Genomic DNA, 20,743 nt, shown 5'->3' with positions numbered 1-20,743 from the left:
TTCCAGGCGGAAAACCGGTGGCCGGGTCCCGTCCGACGGATCGGGGGCGGCTGCGATGGCCGTCCTGAACTTCGCCTCGGCCCGCAATTCCGGGAGCGGGTACGCCTGCGGGGCCAAGGCGCAGGAGAAAGCGCCGTGCCGGGCGTCGACCCTCTACGAGACGCTGCTGGAGGCTCCTGAGTACGACGAGGTGCACCGTGCCGGGCGCAGCACCTTCTACACCGACCGGGTGATTCACTCGCCCGGCGGCCCGTTTTCCGCGATGACCGGGGCGAACTGCCGGAGGAACCTTCCGGGCCGGATGCCTCACCTCCTCGGCCCCCTACGCGGGCACCATCCGCCGCCAGGGCCGGAGCGCGTCGCCGGGATCCCGCAGGCGCTCGCCCGGCGGGCGGAGCTGGTCTTCCGGGCGGCGGCGCTGCACGGGTACCCGCGGCTGGTGCTGGGCGCCCGGGGGTGCGGGGTCTTCCAGAACGACCCGGCGGTGGTGGCGGAGGCCGTCCGGGCGCTAACGGCCGGACCCTTCTAGCGGGTGTTCGGGCGGGTGGTCTTCGGGATCCTCGACCGGAAGCCGGACACCCGGGCCGCCTTCGAGCACGCCTTCACGGGCGCCACCGGGCTCGGCGATGCGACCGGGCCCGCCGGGGCGGGCAGCCCCGTCGGGCCTTGGACCGCCGGAGCCGTCGCCCGGCCGGGTCCGCGGGGCCGGTCCGGCTACTGCCAGCCGTAGCGCTCCCGCAGCTGGTCCACGACCAGCCCGAAGCGCCCCCGGTCCAGGGCGCACGCCTCGCGCCGCATGCCCGACTCGTGCACCCGCAGCACCCGGTCCACGTCCACCCAGGACTCGCGCCCGGCCGCGTCCCAGGGGCCCGTCCCGATCGGCACCCACTCCCGGTCCCCGTCGTGCCGCTTGCTGGACAGCTGCACTGCGAGCAGGGTGCTGCCGCCCGCCTCCCGGGCCACCACCAGCACGGGCCGGTCCTTGCCGCGCCCGTCGTTCTCCTCGTACGGGACCCAGGTCCACACGATCTCGCCCGGATCCGGATCCCCGTCGGGGTCGGGTGCGTACTCGGTGCGCACCGGGCCGATGGCGCGCGGATCGGCCTCGGTGGTCGCCGTGGCCCCGTCCCGTCCGGGCTGCGCGATGTGGCCGTTGCCGTGATGCGAAAGTGCCGTCATCCGGGCGAGATTAGCGGTTCGCGCGGCCCCGGCACGACGTGCCCCGGAGGCGGCCTAGGGTGCGCCGCCCGCCGCGCCGCCGCCGAATCCCGGAGGCCAGTGCGCGGCCCAGCCGCCCTCCGCCTCCAGCTGCGCGGCCAGCGACAGCAGCAGCGGCTCCGCTTCCGCCGGGCCCAGCAGCTGCGCCCCCAGCGGGAGACCGCCGGCCGTGAAGCCCGCCGGGACGCTCACGCCCGGCCAGCCCAGGACGTTCCACGTCCAGGCGTACGGGCAGGCGGCGATCATCGCCCGGTCCGTGGCCAGCGCCCCCAGACCGGCCAGGGCCCCGATCCGCAGCGGGGGCGTGGCCGTCGTCGGCGTCAGCACCACGTCGAAGCGGCCGAAGACCTCCCCGACCCGCCGCTGCAGGGCCGCCTCGGCCCGGCGGGAGATCCGCAGCGCCGGCCCGCCCAGCAGCCGGCCCGTGCGCACCGCCTCGTGGGTGCGCGGGTCCAGCAGCGAACGGTCCGGCACCAGGGCCGCCAGGTCCCGTACGCCGCTGGTCGCGCGGGGTACGAAGGCCAGCCCGACCGGGCCGTACCGGGGATCCTCCGGGACCACCTCGTGGCCCAGCGACTCCAGCCGCGCCGCCAGCCCCTCCACCGCCGAACGGACCTGCGGGTCCACGGACTTGGCCGTGGCGGTGAAGGCTGTACCGAAGGACAGGGCGATCCGCAGCCGGCGCGGTGCCCGCCGGGCCGCCTCCCGCGCCGAGATCGGCTCCGGCCGGTGCAGGTCCTGCGGGTGCGGGCCGCTCGCCGCGTCCAGCAGCAGTGCGGCGTCCGCGACGCTGCGGGCCAGCACCCCGTTGACGGTGAGGCCGTGGAAGGACTCGGGCGCCGGCCAGGTGGAGATGCGCCCGCGCTGCGGTTTCACCCCCACCAGGTGGGTCCAGGCCGCGGGGATCCGGACGGAGCCCGCGCCGTCCGACCCGAGCGCCGCCGGGACCAGCCCCGCCGCCACGGCGGCCGCCGAACCGCCCGACGAACCGCCGGGCGTGTAGGCCGGGTTCCACGGGTTGCGGGTCGCACCGAAGGCCTCGCCCTCGGTGAAGGGCCACTGGCCCAGCTCGGGAGTCTGGGTCTTGCCGACGATCACCGCACCGGCCGCGCGGAGCCTGCGTACCGCCTCGCCGTCGGCGGCCTTCGGTGCGAACGCCCCGGCGCAGCCGAAGGCGGTGGGCTCACCGGCCACGTCCATGTCGTCCTTGACGGCGAGGGGCACGCCCAGCAGCGGCAGGCGTTCCCCGGCGGCGAGCCGCCGGTCCGCCGCGTCCGCCTCCGCGAGCGCGGCCTCGCCGCGGACGATCCGGAAGGCGTTGAGCCCGGGCTGCGCCGCGGTGATCCGGCGCAGCGCGTCCTCGGTCAACTGCCGTGCCGTGACGCTTCCTTCGGCGAGGGCGGCGGCCATCTCGACCAGCCCGCAGGGCGGGGTCAGCGAGGCGGCCGCCGCGCCTGCCGGGCCCCTCGGGACCGTTGACGCTGAAGAATCCGACACCCGCGACCTCCCCGTTACCGCTCGGTAGGTCGACGGTAGCGGGCAGCGGTCGTACGGGCTAGGGGACAGGAGGCGCCTGGATCCAGCCTTCCAGGGAGGCCATGAAGCCGTCGAAGTCGTCCCGGTGGATGGTGTGTCCGGCGCCGGGTACCGGGCGGACCTCGAAGCCGCGCCGCTTCAGCAGGGCCGCCCGCTCCGCGTCGATCAGCATGCTGGGGTCGGCGAGCTGGACCAGCGAGGGCACCACCGGCGCGGCCGGCATCAGGTCCGAGCCGAGCAGCGGGCGCAGGCCCAGGGCGGTCGTCTCGTCCCACAGGGCGAGGGTCAGCAGCTCGATGTCGACGTCCGCCTCCTCCCAGCGCGGGTTCAGGACTCGGATCTGCTCCTTCGGCGCCGACTTGAACTGCGCCAGGACCTCCGGCCCGATGCCCTCCGCAGGGCCGGCCAGGTGCCATGCCGGGTCGCTGAACACGGCCCGGCGCGGGGCCAGGCGCTCCACGGCGAGGGAGAGGGCCAGGCCGCCGAGGGAGTGGCCGAGGGCGAGTTCGGCCCCGGCCGGGAGGGTCTCGACCAGGTCGTCGGCGTAGTGGGCGGGGGTGTACTCGCCCCGGCCGCTGGTGCCGTGGCCGCGGAGGTCGACCGCGATGACGCGGTAGCCGAGGGCGGCGAGGGCGGGACCGACCCGGCGCCAGGTCCGGTGGTCGGCCATCATGCCGTGGACCAGGAGCGCGACGCGGTCGCCCTCGCCCCAGGTACGTGTGTGGAGCTGCACGGTGGTGCCCTTCTCGATGAGGTGCGGTACGGGGTCGGCGGGCTGTGTCGTGCTCCCGGTGCCGGCCGGGCGGTCACACTTCGGCGCCGGGAGTGCGGAGGGGGTGCGGAGGGGGTGCGTCGCACCAGGTGGGCGGCGCGCGAGGCCTTCGTGACACGTGTCAATGAAACGTGTCACTGCTGTGTAGCATGCGGTTCCGGCCATCCGCCGGTCACCGGGGGACACAGGTCTGGAAAGATGCCACGGCAATGCCTCAGTCATCGAAATCGCCGAAGCCGCCCACCCCGGCCTCCGGGTCCCCCACGCAGCCGCCCACCGCGGCGACCAGCGCGGACGTGGCCCGCCTCGCGGGCGTCTCGCGCGCGACGGTCTCGTACGTGCTGAACAACGCCGAAGCCGTGCGGATCAGCGAGCCGACCCGCCGCAAGGTCCGCGAGGCCGCCGAGGAACTCGGCTACGTGCCGCACGCCGCGGCGCGCAGCCTGCGGGCCGGGCACACCCGGATCGTGCTGCTGCCGACCTCGCACGTGCCGGTCGGACCGCTCTACAGCACCTTCCTCAACGAACTCCAGTGGGGGCTGCGCCGCCTCGACTACACCGTCGTCCAGTACGGCAGCCTCGGCCTCAGCGGCGACGAGGCTGCGCGCGCCTGGGCGGAGCTGCGCCCGGTGGCGGTCATCTCGCTCGGCGAGATCACGCTCTCCGCGCACAACGTCGCCACGCTCAAACGGGCCGGGGCCCGCGCGGTGATAACGATGGGGCCGGTCAGCGTGCCCGGGGCGCACGCGCTCGTCATGGATCAGCAGGAGGTGGGCGCCCGGGCCGCCGCGCACCTCGTCGAACGGGGCCACCGCCGGATCGGCGTGGTCGTTCCGCAGGAGGAGGGGATGGGGCTCTTCTCCGACCCCCGGCTCGCGGGTGCCCGTTCGGTCGAGGGGGCCCTGATCGAGCCGGTGCCGATGGCCTACACGGAGGAGTCGGCCGCGGCGCTGGCGGCCCGCTGGCGCGGTCTCGGCCTGGACGGCGTCTTCGCGTACAACGACGAGTACGCCATGCTGCTGATGCGCGCCCTGCAGGACGAGGGCCTGCGCATCCCCGAGGACGTCGCCGTCATCGGGGCCGACGACCTGCTGATCGGACGGCTGCTGCGGCCCCGGCTGAGCACGGTGCAGATCGAGATGCCGACCGGGGACCACCTGGCGTCCCTGGTGGACCGTGCCGTGCGCGAACCCTCCGAGGTCACCGAGCGGCACGACCTGATGGCGGCCAGGGCCGTCCCCCGCGAGTCGACCTGACGCGGCGGCGCGCCGGGCTGCCGGGCCCGGCGGTGCCGCCGGACCTGCCCCGGCGCCCGCACCCGGGCTCCTCGTCCCCGTGGGGGGCCGGGCCGGGTCCCGGGGGCCGTTGACAGGCGGTGACGCTCGGACGGAGACTGCGGGCGCGCCCCACCGGGCGCACCCGGCGGTGCGGCCGTGCCGACACCCGCGCACCGACGCGCCGCCTCCCGTACGGATCCGCCCAGGAGAGCCCCGATGAGCATCCGCACCGTCCGCGACGTCTACGTGGTCGACGCCGTCCGTACCCCGATCGGCAAGTTCGGCGGTGCCTTCGCCGGGGTCCGGCCGGACGACCTCGCCGCGCACGTGGTCCGCGCGCTCGTGGACCGTACGCCCGCCCTCGACCCGGCCCGCATCGACGACGTCGTCTTCGGTGACGCCAACGGCGCCGGCGAGGACAACCGCGACGTGGCCCGCATGGCCGTGCTGCTGGCCGGCCTGCCCGTGACGGTGCCCGGGGTCACCGTGAACCGGCTCTGCGGGTCCGGGCTCGAAGCCGTGGTGCAGGCCGCCCGGGCCATCGCCCTCGGCGATGCCTCCGTGGCCATCGCGGGCGGGGTCGAGTCGATGACCCGCGCGCCCTGGGTGGTGCAGAAGCCCGAACGGGCCTTCCCCGCCGCCCACCAGCAGATGTGGTCCACCACCCTCGGCTGGCGGATGACCAACCCGCGGATGCCCGAGGAGTGGACCGGCTCGCTGGGGGAGGGCGCCGAGCTCGTCGCCGACAAGTACGGCATCACCCGCGAGGCGCAGGACGCCTTCGCCCTGGAGAGCCACCGCAAGGCGGCCGCCGCCTGGGCGGCCGGGCACTACGACGCCGAGGTGGTCCCCTACCCCGGCGCGGACCTGCTGCGCGACGAGAGCATCCGCGAGGGCTCCACCCCCGAGGCGCTGGCCCGGCTGAAGCCCGCCTTCCGGACGGACGGCCGCGGCACGGTCACGGCCGGCAACGCCTCCCCGCTCAACGACGGGGCCGCCGCCCTGCTGCTGACCGACGAGGAGGGGCTGGCGGCCACCGGGCGCGAGCCGCTCGCCCGGATCAGCACCTCCGCCGTCACCGGGATCGAGCCCCAGTTCTTCGGCCTCGGCCCGGTGGACGCCGTCCAGCGGGCGCTGGCCAAGGCCGGGCGGGGCCTCGGCGACCTCACCGCCTTCGAGCTCAACGAGGCCTTCGCCGCTCAGGCGTTGGGCTGCCTCGCGGCCTGGCCGGAGCTCGACCCGGCCGTGGTGAACCCGCGGGGCGGCGCCATCGCGATCGGCCACCCGCTCGGCGCCTCGGGAGCCCGGCTGGCCGGCTCGGTCGCGCACCAGCTGGCCGCGGCGGGCTCCGGGACCGGTCTGGCGGCGCTGTGCATCGGAGTCGGGCAGGGCATCGCGCTCGTCCTCGAACGCTGAGCCGTACGGCGATCGTTTCCGGTCACCGCCCCGCGTCAACTGCCCAATAACTGAACAGAAGTGGCGCCTCCGGTCTGGCACGATGGCGCGTGCTGCCGCTCCCCCCCGCCGGGTCCCCGTGCCCGGCACCCCGTCCGGCACCCCGCCCATCCCCACCCGGAGGCCCCGCGTCATGCCGCTCCTCGACCCGACGTTCTGGCAGGACGGACCCACCCTGACCGGAGGCACCGCACCGGTCCTCGAACCCGCCACCGGACACACCCTCGCCACCCTCGACCTGGCCTCGCCCGGCGACGTGGCCGACGCCGCGGTCCGCGCCGCGGCGGCGCAGCGCGACTGGGCGCGGTCCACCCACCTCGAGCGGGCGGCCGTACTGCGCCGCGCCGGGGACCTGTTCTCGGCCCACGCCGGTGAACTGCGGGACTGGCTGGTGCGGGAATCCGGCTCCATCCCCGGCAAGGGCGACTTCGAGCTGCACGTCGCCGCACAGGAGTGCTACGAGGCCGCCGCCCTGGCCTCGCGGCCCACCGGGCAGGTGCTGGCGAGCGAATCGCCGCGGCTGTCCTTCACCCGCCGGGTCCCGGCCGGGGTGGTGGGCGTCGTGGCCCCCTTCAACGCCCCGCTGATCCTCGCGATCCGCTCGGTCGCGCCGGCGCTCGCGCTGGGCAACGCGGTCCTGCTCAAGCCCGACCGGCGCACCGCCGTCTGCGGCGGCCTGGCGCTCGCGGCCGTCTTCGCCGCCGCGGGCCTTCCGGCCGGACTGCTGCACGTACTGCCCGGCGGCGCCGCGACCGGAGCCGCCGTGGTGGAGGACCCCCGGGTCCGGGTGGTGTCGTTCACCGGGTCCACCGCCAGCGGGCGGGCCGTCGGCGAACTGGCGGGCCGTCACCTCAAGCGCGTCCATCTGGAGCTGGGCGGCAACTCCGCCCTCCTCGTGCTGCGTGACGCCGACGTCGAGGCCGCCGTGGCCCAGGCCTCCTGGGGTTCCTTCTTCCACCAGGGCCAGATCTGCATGACGGCCGGCCGCCACCTCGTGCACGCCTCGCTCTACGACGAGTACGTCGAGCGGCTCGCCGCGCGGGCCGATGCCCTCGCCGTGGGGGACCCGTACCGCGAGCAGGTGCACCTGGGCCCGCTGATCGACGCCAGCCAGGTGGAACGCGTGCACGCCCTGGTCGAGGCCAGCACCGCGCAGGGTGCCAAGCTCGTCACGGGCGGCAGTCACCGGGACCTGTTCTACCGGCCGACCGTGCTGGCCGGGGCCGCCGACGACACCCCCTGCTACACGGAGGAGGTCTTCGGCCCGGTCGCCCCCGTACGGTCCTTCGCGACGGAGGAGGAGGCGGTGGCGCTGGCCGCGGCGGGCCCCTACGGCCTCTCCCTCGGCATCGTGACCCGGGACGTGGGCCGCGCCCTGGACCTGTCCGAGCGCATCCCGACCGGGATCGTCCACATCAACGACCAGACGGTGAACGACGAGGCCGTGGCCCCCTTCGGCGGGGTCGGCGCCTCCGGGAACGGCTCCCGCTTCGGCGGCGAGGCGAATCTGGACGCCTTCACGGAACTCCGCTGGACCACGGCCCGTACCGACCCCGCCGGGCACCCGTTCTAGGGCGTTCGGAGCGCCCCCGGCCGCCGAGGCGGAATCCTGGGGGCGGGTCGTTCGTTCAAGGAGCAGACCGCTCAACACAGGAGGACTGCACACCGTGGCTACAGTCGAGCTCACCAAGGACAACTTCGACCAGACGGTCAGCGAGAACCCGTTCGTGCTGATCGATTTCTGGGCGGGCTGGTGCCGGCCGTGCCTCCAGTTCGCCCCGGTCTACGAGAAGGCCTCGGAGGCCCACCCGGACCTGGTCTTCGCCAAGGTGGACACCGAGGCGCAGCAGGAGCTCGCCGGGGCCTTCCAGATCACCTCGATCCCGACGCTGATGATCGTCCGCGACCAGGTGGCCATCTTCGCCCAGCCGGGAGCCCTGCCGGAGGCCGCCCTGACGGACCTCATCCAGCAGGCCCGCGCCCTGGACATGGACGAGGTGCGCGCCAAGATCGCCGAAACCCAGCAGCCGGGCGCACAGCCGGACGCCCCGCAGCCGGGCGCGGCGGACCCGGCTCCGAAGGAGCCCGGCACGCCGGAGGCCTGAGTGCGTGACGCGGCCCCCGGGCAGCGGTGACACTGACCCGCATGACTGAAGCGGTGGAGTACGACGTCGTGGTGCTCGGCGGGGGTCCCGCCGGCGAGAACATCGTCGACCGGACGCGCGCGGCAGGGCTGAGCACGGCCCTGGTGGAGAGCGAACTCGTCGGCGGCGAATGCTCGTACTGGGCCTGCGTCCCGAGCAAGGCCCTGCTGCGGCCGGCCCTGGCCCGGGCGGACGCGCGCCGGGTGCCCGGGCTGGCGGAGGCCGTCGCCGGGCCGCTGGACACGGCGGCGGTGTTCGCGCACCGGGACTACTGGACCGGCCACTGGAAGGACGACGGCCAGATCGACTGGCTGGAGTCCACCGGTGCCCATGTGTACCGGGGCCACGGCAGGCTCTACGGGGTCCGCAAGGTCGCCGTGACGAGTCCCGAGGGCGAGCACCACGTGCTCGCCGCCCGGCACGCGGTGGTCGTCGCCACGGGTACCCGGGCCGTGATCCCCGCCCTGCCCGGGATCGAGGGGGCCCGGCCGTGGACGAGCCGCGAGGCCACCTCCGCGCAGGAGGCGCCGGGTCGGCTGCTGATCGTCGGGGGTTCCGTGGTGGCCGCGGAGATGGCCACCGCCTGGCAGGCGCTCGGCTCCCAGGTGACCGTCCTGGTCCGGGGGCCGCGGATGCTGCCGAGGATGGAACCGTTCGCCGGTGAGCTGGTCGCCGAGGCGCTGACGGAGGCCGGCGCGGTGGTCCGTACCGGCGTGGCCGTCGAGGCCGTCGTACGGGACGGTTCCACCGGGCCCGTCTCGGTGGTGCTGGAGGGCGGCGAGATCATCCAGGGCGACGAACTGCTGATGGCGACGGGCCGCTCACCGCGGACCGAGGACATCGGACTGGAGACCGTCGGCCTGACCCCCGGGGACTGGATCGGCGTGGACGACGGCTGCCGGGTCCCGGGGCACGACTGGCTGTACGCCGTCGGGGACGTCAACCACCGCGCGCTCCTCACCCACCAGGGCAAGTACCAGGCCCGGATCGCGGGCGCCGCGATCGCCGCCCGGGCCGCCGGCACGGACCCGGCAGACCCGGACCGCTGGGGCCCGTACGCGGCCACCGCCGACACCGGAGCCCTCCCGCAGGTGGTCTTCACCGACCCGGAGGCCGCAGCGGTGGGCCTCAGCCTGGCCGAGGCGGAACGGGCCGGTCACCGGGTGCGCGCCGTCGACTACGACCTGTCCAAGGTCTCCGGCGCGGGCCTGTACGCCGACGGCTACCGGGGCCGCGCCCGGATGGTCGTCGACCTGGACCGCGAGGTCCTGCTCGGGGTGACGTTCGTCGGCCCGGGCGCGGCGGAAATGCTGCACGCCGCCACGATTGCCGTCGCGGCGGAGGTCCCGATCGCCCGCCTGTGGCACGCCGTCCCGGCCTTCCCCACGATCAGCGAGGTCTGGCTGCGGCTGCTGGAGGCCTACCGCGGCTGAGGAGCGACGGCGGAGGTCCGTCTGCAAGCCCTGTCGAATGCGGGGGCTGCCGTTCGACGCAGGAGGGAGCGCCAGGGCATGACAGGCGGCGCCGCCGGGCACAGGAACGTCGGCATCGCGGGCGGAGCGAGCACCGTGCAGCAGTACCTCGCGGAGGGGCTCATCGACGAGCTGCAGCTGCACGTGGTGCCCGCGCTCCTCGGAGCCACGTGGTGCCCGCGCTCCTCGGAGCGGGGCTGCGGCTCTTCGAGGGACCGGGCGCCGGGCCGAGGAACCTGGAGCCGGTCAGCGCGATCGGCACGCCCCTCGCCACCCACCAGAAGTACCGCTTCGTGAAGTAGGCCGCCCGGCGGAGCTCCTGCGCCCCTGGCGGCCTACCGGGGCTGACGTCCGCGCAGTTCGAGCGCGGTCAGCAGCTGCACCTGCGCCTCCAGCCACGGGCCGACGGCTGCCCGCGGGCCCGCCTGCCGGTGGGCGGCGAGGAAGGCGCGGACCCGTGCGGCGGCGGTGGCCAGGCCCGTCCGGGCCAGCGCGGCCGCGGCTTCCTCCAGCTCGGCCCGGGCACCCTCCGGCAGGTGGCGCAGACCCCGGCCGGCCGCCTCCGCGAGAGCCGCGAGCGCGGCCTCCAACGCCCCGGCCAGCGGATCGCGGGGGCCCGTACCCACGGCCGACACGACCCGGGAGCCGCCGACGGGCGGCGCCGCGAGGTCCGGCACGCTCACGCCGCCGTCCGTCATGACGGCGATCGGGTCGAGGCAGAGGCCGTGGCCCGTGCCGCGGACGAAGGCGCTCAGGTAGCGGACCTCGCCGCTCCCTCCGGCCAGCGCCTCGGCGAGCACGTCCAGCGCGCCCGGACTGTACGGGTTGTACGCCGCGGACACCGTCGCCCATGCGCCCCGCGCATCGCGGACCCTCGCCTCCAGCCGCTGCTGGGCCGGGTCGTAGCCGATCTCCGCCACCCCGTGCACCTCCACCACGTGCACGGAGTCGGCCTCGATCCGGGGCCGCACCAGGAACGGCGGAAGCTGCTCCAGCGCCCGCGCGTGCGCGGCGAAGTCCCGCAGCAGCAGAGGCTCCGGCAGCTCCGTCCATGCGGAACCGACCGGAGTCACGCCGGTCGACGCCAGGCGGGTACCGGCGATGCGGACGGACCGGGCGGGCGTACGGGACGCACTGTCGCTCACCAGATTGCCCCGGGCCACCGCCCCCAGGGTGGTTCCCGCCAGCCGCCGGGCCGCCAGTTCCGGACCCGTCGGTTCCTGGCCCTCCGCGAGCTCCCAGCGCCGCCGCAGCACCAGGGCGGTGCCGGCCGCGCCGTGTGCGAGGAACACCTCGGCGGTCCGCTCCTGCGGGGTGCCGCCGATCCGGCAGCCGAGCGCGGTCAGCCGCACCCGGCGCAGCGCGGTGTCGCCCCGTTCGCCGGAGCCCAGCACCTGGGACACGGAGAGCGGGCCGCGCGGTGCGCCGTCGGCCCCGGCCGCCGCGGCGGCGGCGCGGACCCGGGCATGGAACTCGGTGATCAGCAGGGCGTGCCGCTCGGTGCGGTAGCGGGCCCCGCGGGCCGCGTGGTCGTCGAGCTGTTCGATCAGCTCGGTGAGGGTGTCGGCCGGCCAGTGCAGGGCCCGGCCGGCCAGTTCGTCCCGGACCCGGCGCAGGGCCGTGGCCAGCACCGGTCCGGCGTGTGCGGCGCCGTCCAGCAGCAGGTCGTCCAGGAGTGCGGCCGCCGTGGCCAGTTCGGGGCCGCCGGTACGGGACCGGGCGGCGGGACCTCCCACGTCGACCTGGGTGGGTGGGTCCGCGCAATCCGCCCCGGCGGCCGCGCGGAACGCCCAGACGGCCAACGCGATCATCTCCCCGCGGCGGTCGGCGGCGGCGTCGGTGACCGCGTGGGCGACCCCGTCCGGTGCCGGGACCGGGAACCGTACGGTGCAGGTGGGGAGTTCGGCCCGGGCGACGGGGTCCGCCGCGCTCGGCCGGTGCAGCCGCGCGGTGTAGCCGCGCGCCAGCACCCGCCGCGCCGCGGTGAGCGCCCGCGCACCCACGGCGGCGGACAGCAGCTCGTCGTCGAGGTCGCCGGGGGACCAGCCCAGAGGTCCGGCTCCGACCCGGGCTCCGGCTCCGGCCCCGGCTCCGGCCCGGGCGGCATCTGCATCTGCGTCTGCGTCCCCGGCTCGTATCGCGGTCCCTGCCGGTCCCCGTGCCTCGCCCTCTTCCCCTGCCGCATGCGCCCCGGCCGCCCGCTGGTGGGCGAGCACCAGGCCGATCAGGTGGCGGCAGATTCCGGGCGCCCCGCAGGTGCAGGAGCCCTGCCCGAGGCCCGCACCCGGCGGCAGGCAGGCCAGGGTGCCGTCGGGGAAACGGCCCTGGAGGGCGCCGTCCCCGTCCGTGGAGACCACCGCCCCGGCGCCCGCGTCGAGCTCCTTCGCGGCACGTTTGACGAGGCCGCGGTTGGCCAGCTCGGCGAGGGTGCCGGTGTCCAGGGCGAGCAGGTCGGCGCGGGCCGTCATCGGCCCAGCCGCTCGGCCACGAACGCGGCCAGCTCGCCCGGGGTCATCGCCCCGACGTGCGCGCCGGCGTCGGCCAGCCGCTGGGCGACCTGGCGGTCGTACGCCGGATCCGCCTCCTCGTCGAGCGCGGCGAGGCCGAGCACGGTGCTGCCCTGCTCGACGAGCGCCCGTACGCCGCGCACCAGACGGTAGGGGTCGCCGCCCTCGTAGAAGTCGGTGATCAGAACGACGACGGAGCGGCGCGGGTTCTCCACGAGGGAGGCCCCGTAGTCGACGGCCCTGGCGATGTCGGTGCCGCCGCCGAGCTGGACGCGCATCAGCACCTCCACCGGGTCGGTGACCTCGCCGCTCAGGTCCACCACGTCGGTGTCGAAGCAGACCAGATGGGTCTTCAGGCCCGGCAGCCCCCACAGGCAGGCCGCCGTCACCGCGGAGTGGATGACCGAACCGGCCATGGAGCCGGACTGGTCCACCAGCAGGATCAGCTGCCACTGCTCCAGATGCGCGCGGGTGCGCGAGTGGAAGCGCGGCCTCTCGATGAGGACGCGCCGCTCGGCGGGCTGGTAGTGGGCCAGGTTGGCGCGGACGGTACCGCGGAAGTCGAAGTCGCGGGCCAGCGGCAGGCGGCTCGGGCGCCGGGAGCGGCTGCCGGTGAAGGAACGCCGGACCTCGGGGGTCAGCTGTGCGAGGAGACGGCGCACCACCGCCTCCACGATCCGCCGCGCCAGCCGCAGGACCTCGGGGTTCATCAGGTGCTTGGTCCGCAGTACGGCGCGCAGCAAGGTGGCGTTGGGCTCCACGCGTTCCAGCACCGCCGGGTCGGTGACGATCTCGTGGATCTCGTACAGCTCCACGGCGTCCCGCTCCAGCCGCTCGACGGTCTCCTTGGGGAAGAGGCGGTGGACGTCGTCGAGCCAGTCGACGGTGGTGACCGCGGAGGGCCCGTCTCCGCCGGGACGCGCGTGCGCCCCGGGCCGCACTCCGCGCCGGGCCTGTTCGGCGTCGCGGCCGTAGAGCCAGTCCAGGGCGGCGTCGCGGGCCGCGGCCTGGGCGGAGAGCGGGCCGGTGCACCGCTCGGCGGGGGTACCGAGGACGAGCCGCCACCGCTCCAGCGTGGGATCCGGGGCGGGGACGGGGACGGGAGAGGGAGCGGGGACGGGGGCGGATCCGGGCGTGGACCCGGGGGAGGACCCGGGTGGTGTGGTTCCGGCTCCGTTCATGCCGGGCCTCCGGTCGTCGTCGGGACCGCGCCGTGCCGAGGGGGCGCCCCCAGGCCGTAACGGTCGAGCGTGCGCCCCACGTGGTCCTCCAGGGCTCGGGCGCGGGCGATCAGCAGCGGGTCGGCGGTGGTCCGCAGCAGGGACCGGGCCGAGCCGCGCAGACCGCGCCGTTCGATCAGGCGGGCGGCGATCTGCTCGCGCTCGCGGGGCGGGAAGTACGCGAACGCCTGACGCAGCGAGGGCAGGCCCACCAGGAAGTCCGTCTCGGTCATGGCGGCGAGCAGCTCGTCCAGCACGTCGATCAGCGGCTCGGGGCCACCGCCACCGGTCAGTTCCGCACGGGCGAGGGCGAACAGGCCCGCCAGCCAGTCCCCGAGCTCCTGCGGACCCGCCACCGCCCGGGCCGCGGCCCCCGCGCTGCCGGATGCGCCCGCGGGCGCGGGGGCCGCCTCCGACAGGACGCGGCACAGGCCGAACGCCGCGCCCCGCAGGGAGGCCGGGGCCGACCGGTCCGCGCTGATCCGCCCGCAGATCCCGGCCGCCGTCTCGCGGGACACCGACAGCAGTCCCTCGGCGTGCAGCAGCGCATCCCGTACGGCGGCCAGCGCCTGCAGCCGCCCGGCATCGGGCCCGCCCGCGCCGCCCGCCCCCTCGGCGAGCCACAGCACGCGGGTCACCGCGCTGTCGACCACGGCCGCGAGCAGCGGATCGCGCGCCACGCAGTACACCCTGTCGTGCCGCCACAGGCCCAGCGCCGTGCTCAGCGCCTCGCCCAGCGGCCCCAGCGTGCTCGCCCGGCCGAGGCCCGCGCCGAGCTCGGCCACCAGCCGGCCCGAGAGGTCCGCGGCCCCGCACACGACGGCATCGAACAGCACCCCCGCAAGCGCCCCGGGCGCGGCCCCCGCAGCCCGCGCCCGGTCGCCGAGCGCGACGGCCGCCGCCTCGGCGAGGGTCGCTCCGAAGCCGCCCGCCTCGATCAGCGCGGCCTCGCGGGGCGTCCCCGAACGGGGTTCCCAGCGCTCGGTGAAGACCGGGTCGCTGCCGTCGGCGGGTCCCAAGACCCGCTCGAAGCCGGGCACGCCCAGCACCCGCAGCCGGTGCAGCACCTGACTGCGTCCCAGGTCCGCCGGATCGGTCAGGCGCAGGGTGACGGGGCGCCCGGAGTCCAGGCCCAGCCCGGCCAGTGCGGCCTCGACGTCGTGCACGAGCGGCGGCGCGGGGGTGTCGGGGTGCAGCCGGCCGACGCGGTCGCCGCCACAGGCCGCCACCATCTCCACGACGGCGGGGTGCGCCCCGGGGCCGAGCGGGCCGCGCCGGGTCCACGGCAGAGGCTCGTCGAGCGCGTCGGTGACCAGTGCCCCGGCCAGCCCGTCCAGCAGGTCGAGCCGGGTCGGCTCGGGGTGGCCGCGCAGGGCGGCCAGGCCGAGCGCGGTGCTCCGGGCGGCGACCAGGGCGGCCGTGGAGACCGGATGGCCGCGCTCGCGCAGCCGCCCCGTCACGGCGCGCACCAGGCCCTCGCCCGCCGCGCGTGCTCCTTCCTCCCACAGCTGCTGGTAGTACGCGGGCGAGGGCATCCCGGACTGGTAGCCGCAGAAGGCGTCGAGCTGCCGGAAGGAGTAGGGGACGAGGAAGCTGCCGCCCACCGCGCCGGGCGGCGGAGGGGGTACCTCCGGCCAGCCGTCCGGGACGGGCCCGCCGGCCTCCACGAGGGCCCGCAGGGCGGGCCGGTGGAAGCCGCCCGTCACGACGAGGACGGGCCGCTGCCCGGCCGCGGCCACCGCGGCCCGTACCCAGGAGGCCATGTACGCCTCGCGGGCCCGGTCGCCCTCGTCCGCCTCCGTGTCCCCGCGCACGACGTCGAAGTACGCCGCGAGCCGCTCGGCCGGCCCGTCCGCCGCGGCCCCGCCGTCCTGCGGCCCGGCCTCGAAGAGGCGGTCCCACAGGGCGTCCACCGAGTCCACCTCGAAGCGGCGGCACAGCAGGGCGGTGGCCTGCTCGTACCGGGCCTCGGCGTCGGCGTACCGGTTGGTGCGCCCGTCGAAGGCCGGGTGCCAGGCGGGCAGGTCGATGAAGTGGACCTGCGCCCCCGCCGCCCGCCCGGCGGTGAGCGCGACCCACTCGGGCGAGTAGTCGCAGAACGGGGCCCAGGACGTGGCGGACCGCTCCTCGTCCCGGTAGTGGCTGAACACCGCGACCGGCAGCTCGTGGCCCAGCAGCAGCTCGTCCAGTCTGCCGCCCAGGTCCGCCGGGCCCTCGATCAGCACGTGGGCGGGCCGCAGTTCGGAGATCGTGCGCGCCACCAGCCGGGCACAGGCGGGGGAGTGGTGGCGCACGCCCAGGAAGGTGACCACCATCAGCCCGCCAGCAGGTGACGGGCGGCGTGCAGGGCCTTCCACTGGGCGCCGCCCCGCCCGGCCACGCGCTGTTCGAGGTAGCGGCGCAGCCGGGCCAGGTCCTCCGGGCTGTCCTTGGCCGCAGTGCCGGCCAGGCAGGTGACCACGTCGGCGGCGTTGCCGGGCTCGCCGCGCAGGAACCAGCCCCGTACGCCGACCGCGTGCGCGACCGACACGGCCTCGGCGGTGCTCATCACCGAGGTGAGGCGGTCCATGCCCGCGCCGTCGTGGGCGACCCCGGAACGCAGTTCGCGGAAGGTGGTCACCAGGACCTCCAGGACGTCGCGGTCCGGCGCCGCGGGCACGCCCGAGCGGCGCAGCAGGGCCGTGGCCTCGGCCTCGACCAGGGCGGTCTCGGTGTCCGGGTCGGCGATCGGGAAGACGGTCTCGTAGTTGAACCGCCGCTTGAGGGCGGCGCTCATCTCGTTGACCCCGCGGTCGCGGGTGTTGGCCGTCGCGATCACATTGAACCCCTGGCGGGCGAAGGCCATGCCCTCGGGTCCCTCCAGCTCGGGTATGGACACCACCCGTTCGGAGAGCAGGGACAGCAGCGAGTCCTGTACCTCCAGCGGGCAGCGGGTGATCTCCTCGAACCGCACGAGGCGGCCCTCGCGCATGCCCGTGAGCATCGGCGCGGGCACCAGGGAGCGCTGCGAGGGCCCCTCGGCGACGAGCAGGGCGTAGTTCCAGGAGTACTTGATCTGGTCCTCGGTGGTGGCCGCCCCGCCCTGGACGACCAGGGTGGACTCGCCGCTGACGGCCGCCGAGATCAGCTCGGACAGCAGGGACTTGGCCGTGCCGGGTTCGCCGACGAGCATCAGGCCCCGGTTGGTCGCCAGCGTCACCAGCGCCCGTTCGACCAGGGCCGTGTCGCCGACGAACTTGCGGCTGATGCCGGCCGCCTCGTCCCCGACGACGAAGCGGAGGGCCGCCCGCAGGCTCAGCTGCCAGCCCGGCGGCCGGTGGTCGGCGTCCTGGGCGCGCAGCGCGGCGAGCTCCTCGGCGTAGCGCACCTCGGCGGGCGGCCGCTGGAGCAGTTCCCCGGGCGCGCTCATGAGGTCAGCTCCGTCAGGTCGGCGAGCACCTCGGAGACGATGACCGGGTCCAGGTCGGCGAACTTCAGCGGGTAGGTCCGGGAGGGCCAGTGGTCGCAGGGCTGCCGGTCCAGCCAGATCGTCTCCAGCGTCTGGTCGGGGAATTCCTGGACCATGCCCACCGCGATGCCCTCGTCGAGCGCGATCACCAGGTGGCACTGCGGACCCAGCCGGCGGGAGAACCAGCGTTCCACACCGGCGTCCTGCGGCTCCCCGCGTTCCCAGCCGCGCTTCTGCATCCCGAGGAGCTTGCCGACCGGCACCTTGACGCCCTCGAAGCGGGTGAGCCGGGCCCCGCCCGCCTCCTCCTCGGTGACCGCGAACACCGGCCGGCCCAGCTGGGGGAAGGGCTGGAGGATCTCGTAGTCGGCGAACAGCCCGGACCACGAGGCCAGTTCGGCCTCCGATAGGTGCAGGGGGTGCGCCAGGCTGACGGTCGCCGCGTCCGGGACGGTGACCGCCTCGTCCTCGGCGTCGGCGTACGTACGGTCCTCGGCCACCCGGAAGGCCGTCACGGCGCCGTCCGCGTCGGCCGCCAGCCACACGAGGCGCCGCACCAGGTGCCAGACGAGCGGGTGCTCGACGAACAGCCGGCGGAACTCCTCGCCCGTCCACGTGCGCCCCTCGACCATCGCGGACTCCAGGCGCCGCACCTGGTCCGAGGCGATCGTCCTGACGTCCTTCTTCAGCGCCATGAAGCGCTTGCGCTCGGCCGGGGCCAGCTCGGCGTCGTCGCGTGCACCCGGCTTGGGCAGGTCCTTCAGTGCGCGGCCCGTCGCATCGCGCACGTACGGGGCCAGCCGTTCGTCGAAGCCGACGGTGAAGCTGCGCGTGCCGTAATCGACGACGGTGCTCCCGTCGGCGTCGAGACCGAGGTCCGGGACCAGCCGGTCGGACAACTGCTCGCCGCTCAGGCCGAGTTCGGCCGCGACTTCGGTGATCTTCTCCTGGGCGCGGAGCTTGAGCGCCTTGAACTTCACCCGCTGGGAGATCCCGTGCAGGTGCATCAGGGCCACGTCGGTGCCGATGGACGCCAGGACGTCGAGCCCTTCGACGGCCCGCTGGTGTGCGCCCTCCCCGGGCCAGGAGCGGATCACCGGGGTCAGGGACCGCACGGTGTCGTCGTCGCCGAACCAGCCGAGCGCGTGCAGCGTCCACGCCTCCTTCGGGGGCATGCCCGCGAGCTGCCACTCCCCGAACAGGGCCTGGACGAAGGCGGCCAGGGACTCCTTCGTGCACAGCTCCCGGACGAAGGCGAGCCCCGGGTAGGCCGCGCCCGGCTTGGAGAGCGCCAGCATCGTGATGACGTGCGCGGCCGCGGAGGCGGGGAGCGCGGCGCCGCCGGCCACCAGCCTGATCTGCGGCAGGGCGTGCGGGACCGCCCAGTCGGCCACCTTGGGCAGGCGGGCGGGCAGCGCCGTCTCCAGGGGGTCGCAGGAGAGCAGCACCTCGATGGCCTCGGCCGCCTCCGTCCCGTACTCAGAGGCGGCCTGGCGGACCGTGTCCGGTCCGTGGTTCGCCGCGATCAGGGTCAGCGCCCGCTCGGCGGCCGTACGTACTTCCCCGGGCGTGCCGAGTGCGTCGGGGACGAGCAGCCCGGCTGCTTCGGCGCCGTGCCGGGCGAACCAGGTCCGGGCGGTCTGGCCCGCCGTCTTCAGCCGTACGAGGCAGTCGGCCATCACCCGGGCCACCCGGGCGTCGAGGAAGGGCAGCAGGACCTGGGCCATGGTCGTGGGATTGCGGTCCACCATGCGCAGGCAGACCGGCAGGGCCGCCAGTCCGTGGGCGGCGACGAGGGGTTTGAAGCTCCTCGGCCCGTCGTAGAGGTGCTCGGTGCCCTGCCAGTGGAGGAGGACCGGGCGCACCAGTGCGGCGGGGCCGTGGGTGAGCGCGCCCAGCGCGTCCCACGCCGGGAGCCGGACTCCGTTGCGCAGCCCGTTGAGGAAGTGCTCCAGCGGGTGGCGGTAGGGCTCCCATTGGGCGACCCACGAGTCGGTGGCGGCCCAGGCCTCCCGCTCGCCCGGCCGCCATTCCACCTTCCCCACGGCCGGTGCGGTGAGCCCCTCGACCACGCGCGGCGGGGACACGGCGCGGCGCTTACGCGTCCACGGCGGGCTGGTCAGCAGTTCCGGCAGCGCGTCCGGGGACGCCTCCGCGACGGTCCCTTCCCGGTGGGCGAGCGGGGCCACGACCGGGGCGACGTCCTCGGGCAGGGTGGGCAGCACGGCGAGGGCGAGGTCCCGGTGGGCGGCGACATGGGTGTTCAGGAGCTGCCGCGCCAGCGAGGCGGCATTGTCGGTCCCTTGCGAGGCACGTGCCAGCATGCGCAGGGAGCGGACCGGGAATCGGCGGGAGGCCGTGACGAGCGGCGGCCGCACGTGCTTGTTGCCGGACCGCTTCAGGAGCAGGCCGAAGGCCTCGTCGGTGGGCAGTTCGGCCAGTGCGCCCGCCAGCGTCCTGACCTCGTCGGTGCCGACGTAGGCCCCGTCCAGCTCGCCGTTCAGCAGCGGAGCCATCGCTGCGCCCACGCCCTCGGCCACGGTCGCGATGACGGCCGCCGACCAGCCGGGCCAGCCGATCTCGGCCCGGCCGCCGTACGCCTTGACCTGCTCCGGCCTGCCGAGCGAGCAGACGAGCATCTCCCGTACGAGGTAGTGGGGGTGCTCGCGCGTTCCCGGATCGGCGCAGCAGTCGTCGACCCAGTCCTGCTCGGCAGGGACGAGGAAGGACACGCTGACCCGTCGGCGCGGGCTGGTGCGGTGCCGGCCGAGGGCGGTCACCGCGGCCTCGTACGTCACCTGGTCGGCTGCGGACAGCAGGGCGCGGATCCGGTCCAGGGTGACCTTGAGGTGGTTGCGGTGCGCGTACATCGGGTTCTCGGGGCAGACGGCCACGGCCTCGAGGGTGTTCTTGCTGCCGTGGGAGTGCCAGGAGCCCTGGACCTCCAGGAGTTCGACCGCGGCGCAGGCGGCGAAGGGCAGCCCGAAGGCAACGGTCCAGGCGTCGGCGATCAGCTCGGGTCCGCCCTGCCGGGACGTGAGCAGGGTCGCGAGGACCGCGGCGCCGACCGTGTCGGGGCTGCCGCCCTGGTGCGCCCGGGCCGCTTCGACCAGGGACGGCTCGCTCCGACGGGACGTCAGGACGCGCTCGACGGTGTCGCGGTGGTTGCGCAGCAGGCGGTCCATCTCCTGCGGGGCGTCCTCGGAGGCCGCGGGCACGGTGCGCGGCACACCCCCGCGCCGCGGGTACAGATTCCGCTTCCAGGCCGCGGGCAGGGTGAAGGAGTCCTCGTCGGGCAGTTCGGGGGCAGCGGCGCCGGAGGCTGCCGTGACCCCGGCCGTCTCGGCAGCCTCGGCCGCACGCGCGGGGGCGGCCTGCTCGCCGGTCTTCCCGTACCCCTTGCGCTCCTTCTCCGCTATGGCCTTGACCAGGTAGGACGTGGCTTCGGCCGGGGAGGCGAACTCCTTGACCTGCGTGCGGCCGGCGGCACCGGAGCGGCCGAAGCGCAGGGTGACCGAGGCGCCCTCGGCCTGCGCCTCCCAGAACTTCGCAGAGCTCTCGCCGACGTACTCCCAGCGCTGCACGCTGCCTCCCCTTGTCCCCGTGCGATCAGTTGTCCGAAGGGTAGACGGCGGCTCTGACAACGGGTCGCCGGGTGTCGGGGAGCGGGCCGGCCGGGCCCTGTTGAATGGGG

At 75.5% G+C, this 20,743-nt stretch carries 16 protein-coding genes and 1 pseudogene; 9 read left to right on the top strand and 8 right to left on the bottom strand.

From position 1 onward, the window contains the following. Positions 1-55 precede the first annotated feature (55 nt). Complete coding sequence (locus IO30_RS46855; RefSeq protein ID WP_063768427.1) at positions 56-529, top strand: TIGR02452 family protein; 474 nt, start codon at positions 56-58, stop codon at positions 527-529. A gap of 3 nt (positions 530-532) precedes the next feature. After that, positions 533-730 carry a hypothetical protein gene (locus IO30_RS46850; protein WP_063768426.1) on the top strand — a complete coding sequence of 66 codons (198 nt, stop codon included), beginning with the start codon at positions 533-535 and terminating at the stop codon, positions 728-730. On the opposite strand, the gene IO30_RS0108645 is transcribed toward IO30_RS46850, so the two are convergent. From IO30_RS0108645 to IO30_RS0108635, 3 genes are all read right to left on the bottom strand, one after another. After that, on the bottom strand, positions 715-1,179 hold the full coding sequence (locus IO30_RS0108645) for a type II toxin-antitoxin system PemK/MazF family toxin (RefSeq protein WP_031140929.1): 465 nt from the start codon (positions 1,177-1,179) through the stop codon (positions 715-717). The two genes, IO30_RS46850 and IO30_RS0108645, sit on opposite strands and share 16 nt — an antisense overlap. Positions 1,180-1,233: 54 nt before the next feature. Beyond that, positions 1,234-2,655 carry an amidase gene (locus IO30_RS0108640; RefSeq protein ID WP_031140927.1) on the bottom strand — a complete coding sequence of 474 codons (1,422 nt, stop codon included), beginning with the start codon at positions 2,653-2,655 and terminating at the stop codon, positions 1,234-1,236. 118 nt (positions 2,656-2,773) lie between these two features. Continuing rightward, entirely contained in the window at positions 2,774-3,487 is a 714-nt protein-coding gene (locus tag IO30_RS0108635; protein WP_031140926.1) for an alpha/beta fold hydrolase, read from the bottom strand. Between the two features lie 248 nt (positions 3,488-3,735). On the opposite strand from IO30_RS0108635, the gene IO30_RS0108630 reads away from it, so the two are divergent. The 7 genes and pseudogenes from IO30_RS0108630 (at position 3,736) to IO30_RS48075 (ending at position 10,176) form a co-directional block, all read left to right on the top strand. After that, positions 3,736-4,782, top strand: coding sequence for a LacI family DNA-binding transcriptional regulator (locus IO30_RS0108630; RefSeq protein WP_031140924.1), 1,047 nt, complete (start codon positions 3,736-3,738; stop codon positions 4,780-4,782). A gap of 237 nt (positions 4,783-5,019) precedes the next feature. Next, entirely contained in the window at positions 5,020-6,219 is a 1,200-nt protein-coding gene (locus tag IO30_RS0108625; RefSeq protein ID WP_031140923.1) for a thiolase family protein, read from the top strand. Positions 6,220-6,391: 172 nt separating this feature from the next. Further along, positions 6,392-7,831, top strand: coding sequence for an aldehyde dehydrogenase family protein (locus IO30_RS0108620; RefSeq protein ID WP_031140922.1), 1,440 nt, complete (start codon positions 6,392-6,394; stop codon positions 7,829-7,831). 94 nt (positions 7,832-7,925) lie between these two features. Then, positions 7,926-8,363 carry a thioredoxin family protein gene (locus tag IO30_RS0108615; protein ID WP_031140920.1) on the top strand — a complete coding sequence of 146 codons (438 nt, stop codon included), beginning with the start codon at positions 7,926-7,928 and terminating at the stop codon, positions 8,361-8,363. Between the two features lie 41 nt (positions 8,364-8,404). Next, positions 8,405-9,835, top strand: a complete 1,431-nt coding sequence (locus tag IO30_RS0108610) for a dihydrolipoyl dehydrogenase family protein (RefSeq protein WP_031140919.1) — start codon at positions 8,405-8,407, stop codon at positions 9,833-9,835. A 78-nt stretch (positions 9,836-9,913) separates the two neighbouring features. Next, positions 9,914-9,988: pseudogene (locus IO30_RS48080) on the top strand (hypothetical protein); the annotation flags it as partial. A 59-nt stretch (positions 9,989-10,047) separates the two neighbouring features. Then, entirely contained in the window at positions 10,048-10,176 is a 129-nt protein-coding gene (locus IO30_RS48075) for a hypothetical protein (protein ID WP_373316553.1), read from the top strand. A gap of 33 nt (positions 10,177-10,209) precedes the next feature. Here the strand turns inward: IO30_RS48075 and IO30_RS0108600 are convergent, their stop codons facing one another. The 5 genes from IO30_RS0108600 to IO30_RS0108580 are packed head-to-tail and all read right to left on the bottom strand — an operon-like array spanning position 10,210 to position 20,633. Then, entirely contained in the window at positions 10,210-12,342 is a 2,133-nt protein-coding gene (locus tag IO30_RS0108600) for a hypothetical protein (protein ID WP_031140917.1), read from the bottom strand. Continuing rightward, the gene (locus IO30_RS0108595; protein WP_078904613.1) at positions 12,339-13,562 is read right to left on the bottom strand and encodes a VWA domain-containing protein; all 1,224 of its coding nucleotides are present in this window, start codon (positions 13,560-13,562) and stop codon (positions 12,339-12,341) included. Before IO30_RS0108595 ends, IO30_RS0108600 begins: the two co-directional genes overlap by 4 nt. Further along, positions 13,559-15,916, bottom strand: a complete 2,358-nt coding sequence (locus IO30_RS0108590; protein WP_031140914.1) for a DUF5682 family protein — start codon at positions 15,914-15,916, stop codon at positions 13,559-13,561. The genes IO30_RS0108595 and IO30_RS0108590 overlap by 4 nt, the downstream gene beginning before the upstream one ends. Then, the gene (locus tag IO30_RS0108585) at positions 15,916-17,010 is read right to left on the bottom strand and encodes an ATP-binding protein (protein WP_031140912.1); all 1,095 of its coding nucleotides are present in this window, start codon (positions 17,008-17,010) and stop codon (positions 15,916-15,918) included. Before IO30_RS0108585 ends, IO30_RS0108590 begins: the two co-directional genes overlap by 1 nt. Next, positions 17,007-20,633 carry a DUF4132 domain-containing protein gene (locus tag IO30_RS0108580; protein WP_031140910.1) on the bottom strand — a complete coding sequence of 1,209 codons (3,627 nt, stop codon included), beginning with the start codon at positions 20,631-20,633 and terminating at the stop codon, positions 17,007-17,009. The genes IO30_RS0108585 and IO30_RS0108580 overlap by 4 nt, the downstream gene beginning before the upstream one ends. Between the last annotated feature and the right edge of the window lie 110 nt (positions 20,634-20,743).

The organism is Streptomyces xanthophaeus, from assembly GCF_000725805.1.
In the GTDB taxonomy this organism is placed as follows: Bacteria; Actinomycetota; Actinomycetes; order Streptomycetales; family Streptomycetaceae; genus Streptomyces; species Streptomyces xanthophaeus.
The sequence above is the reverse complement of the archived record's forward strand: the minus strand, read 5'-3'. Positions and strand labels throughout refer to the sequence as shown.

Bases quoted from the DNA above. Each gene is read 5' to 3' on its own strand.
- IO30_RS46855 (WP_063768427.1), top strand. From the start codon at position 56: ATGGCCGTCCTGAACTTCGCCTCGGCCCGCAATTCCGGGAGCGGGTAC.
- IO30_RS0108645 (WP_031140929.1), bottom strand. From the start codon at position 1,179: ATGACGGCACTTTCGCATCACGGCAACGGCCACATCGCGCAGCCCGGA.
- IO30_RS0108630 (WP_031140924.1), top strand. From the start codon at position 3,736: ATGCCTCAGTCATCGAAATCGCCGAAGCCGCCCACCCCGGCCTCCGGG.
- IO30_RS0108625 (WP_031140923.1), top strand. From the start codon at position 5,020: ATGAGCATCCGCACCGTCCGCGACGTCTACGTGGTCGACGCCGTCCGT.
- IO30_RS0108620 (WP_031140922.1), top strand. From the start codon at position 6,392: ATGCCGCTCCTCGACCCGACGTTCTGGCAGGACGGACCCACCCTGACC.
- IO30_RS0108610 (WP_031140919.1), top strand. From the start codon at position 8,405: ATGACTGAAGCGGTGGAGTACGACGTCGTGGTGCTCGGCGGGGGTCCC.
- IO30_RS0108600 (WP_031140917.1), bottom strand. From the start codon at position 12,342: ATGACGGCCCGCGCCGACCTGCTCGCCCTGGACACCGGCACCCTCGCC.
- IO30_RS0108595 (WP_078904613.1), bottom strand. From the start codon at position 13,562: ATGAACGGAGCCGGAACCACACCACCCGGGTCCTCCCCCGGGTCCACG.
- IO30_RS0108590 (WP_031140914.1), bottom strand. From the start codon at position 15,916: ATGGTGGTCACCTTCCTGGGCGTGCGCCACCACTCCCCCGCCTGTGCC.
- IO30_RS0108585 (WP_031140912.1), bottom strand. From the start codon at position 17,010: ATGAGCGCGCCCGGGGAACTGCTCCAGCGGCCGCCCGCCGAGGTGCGC.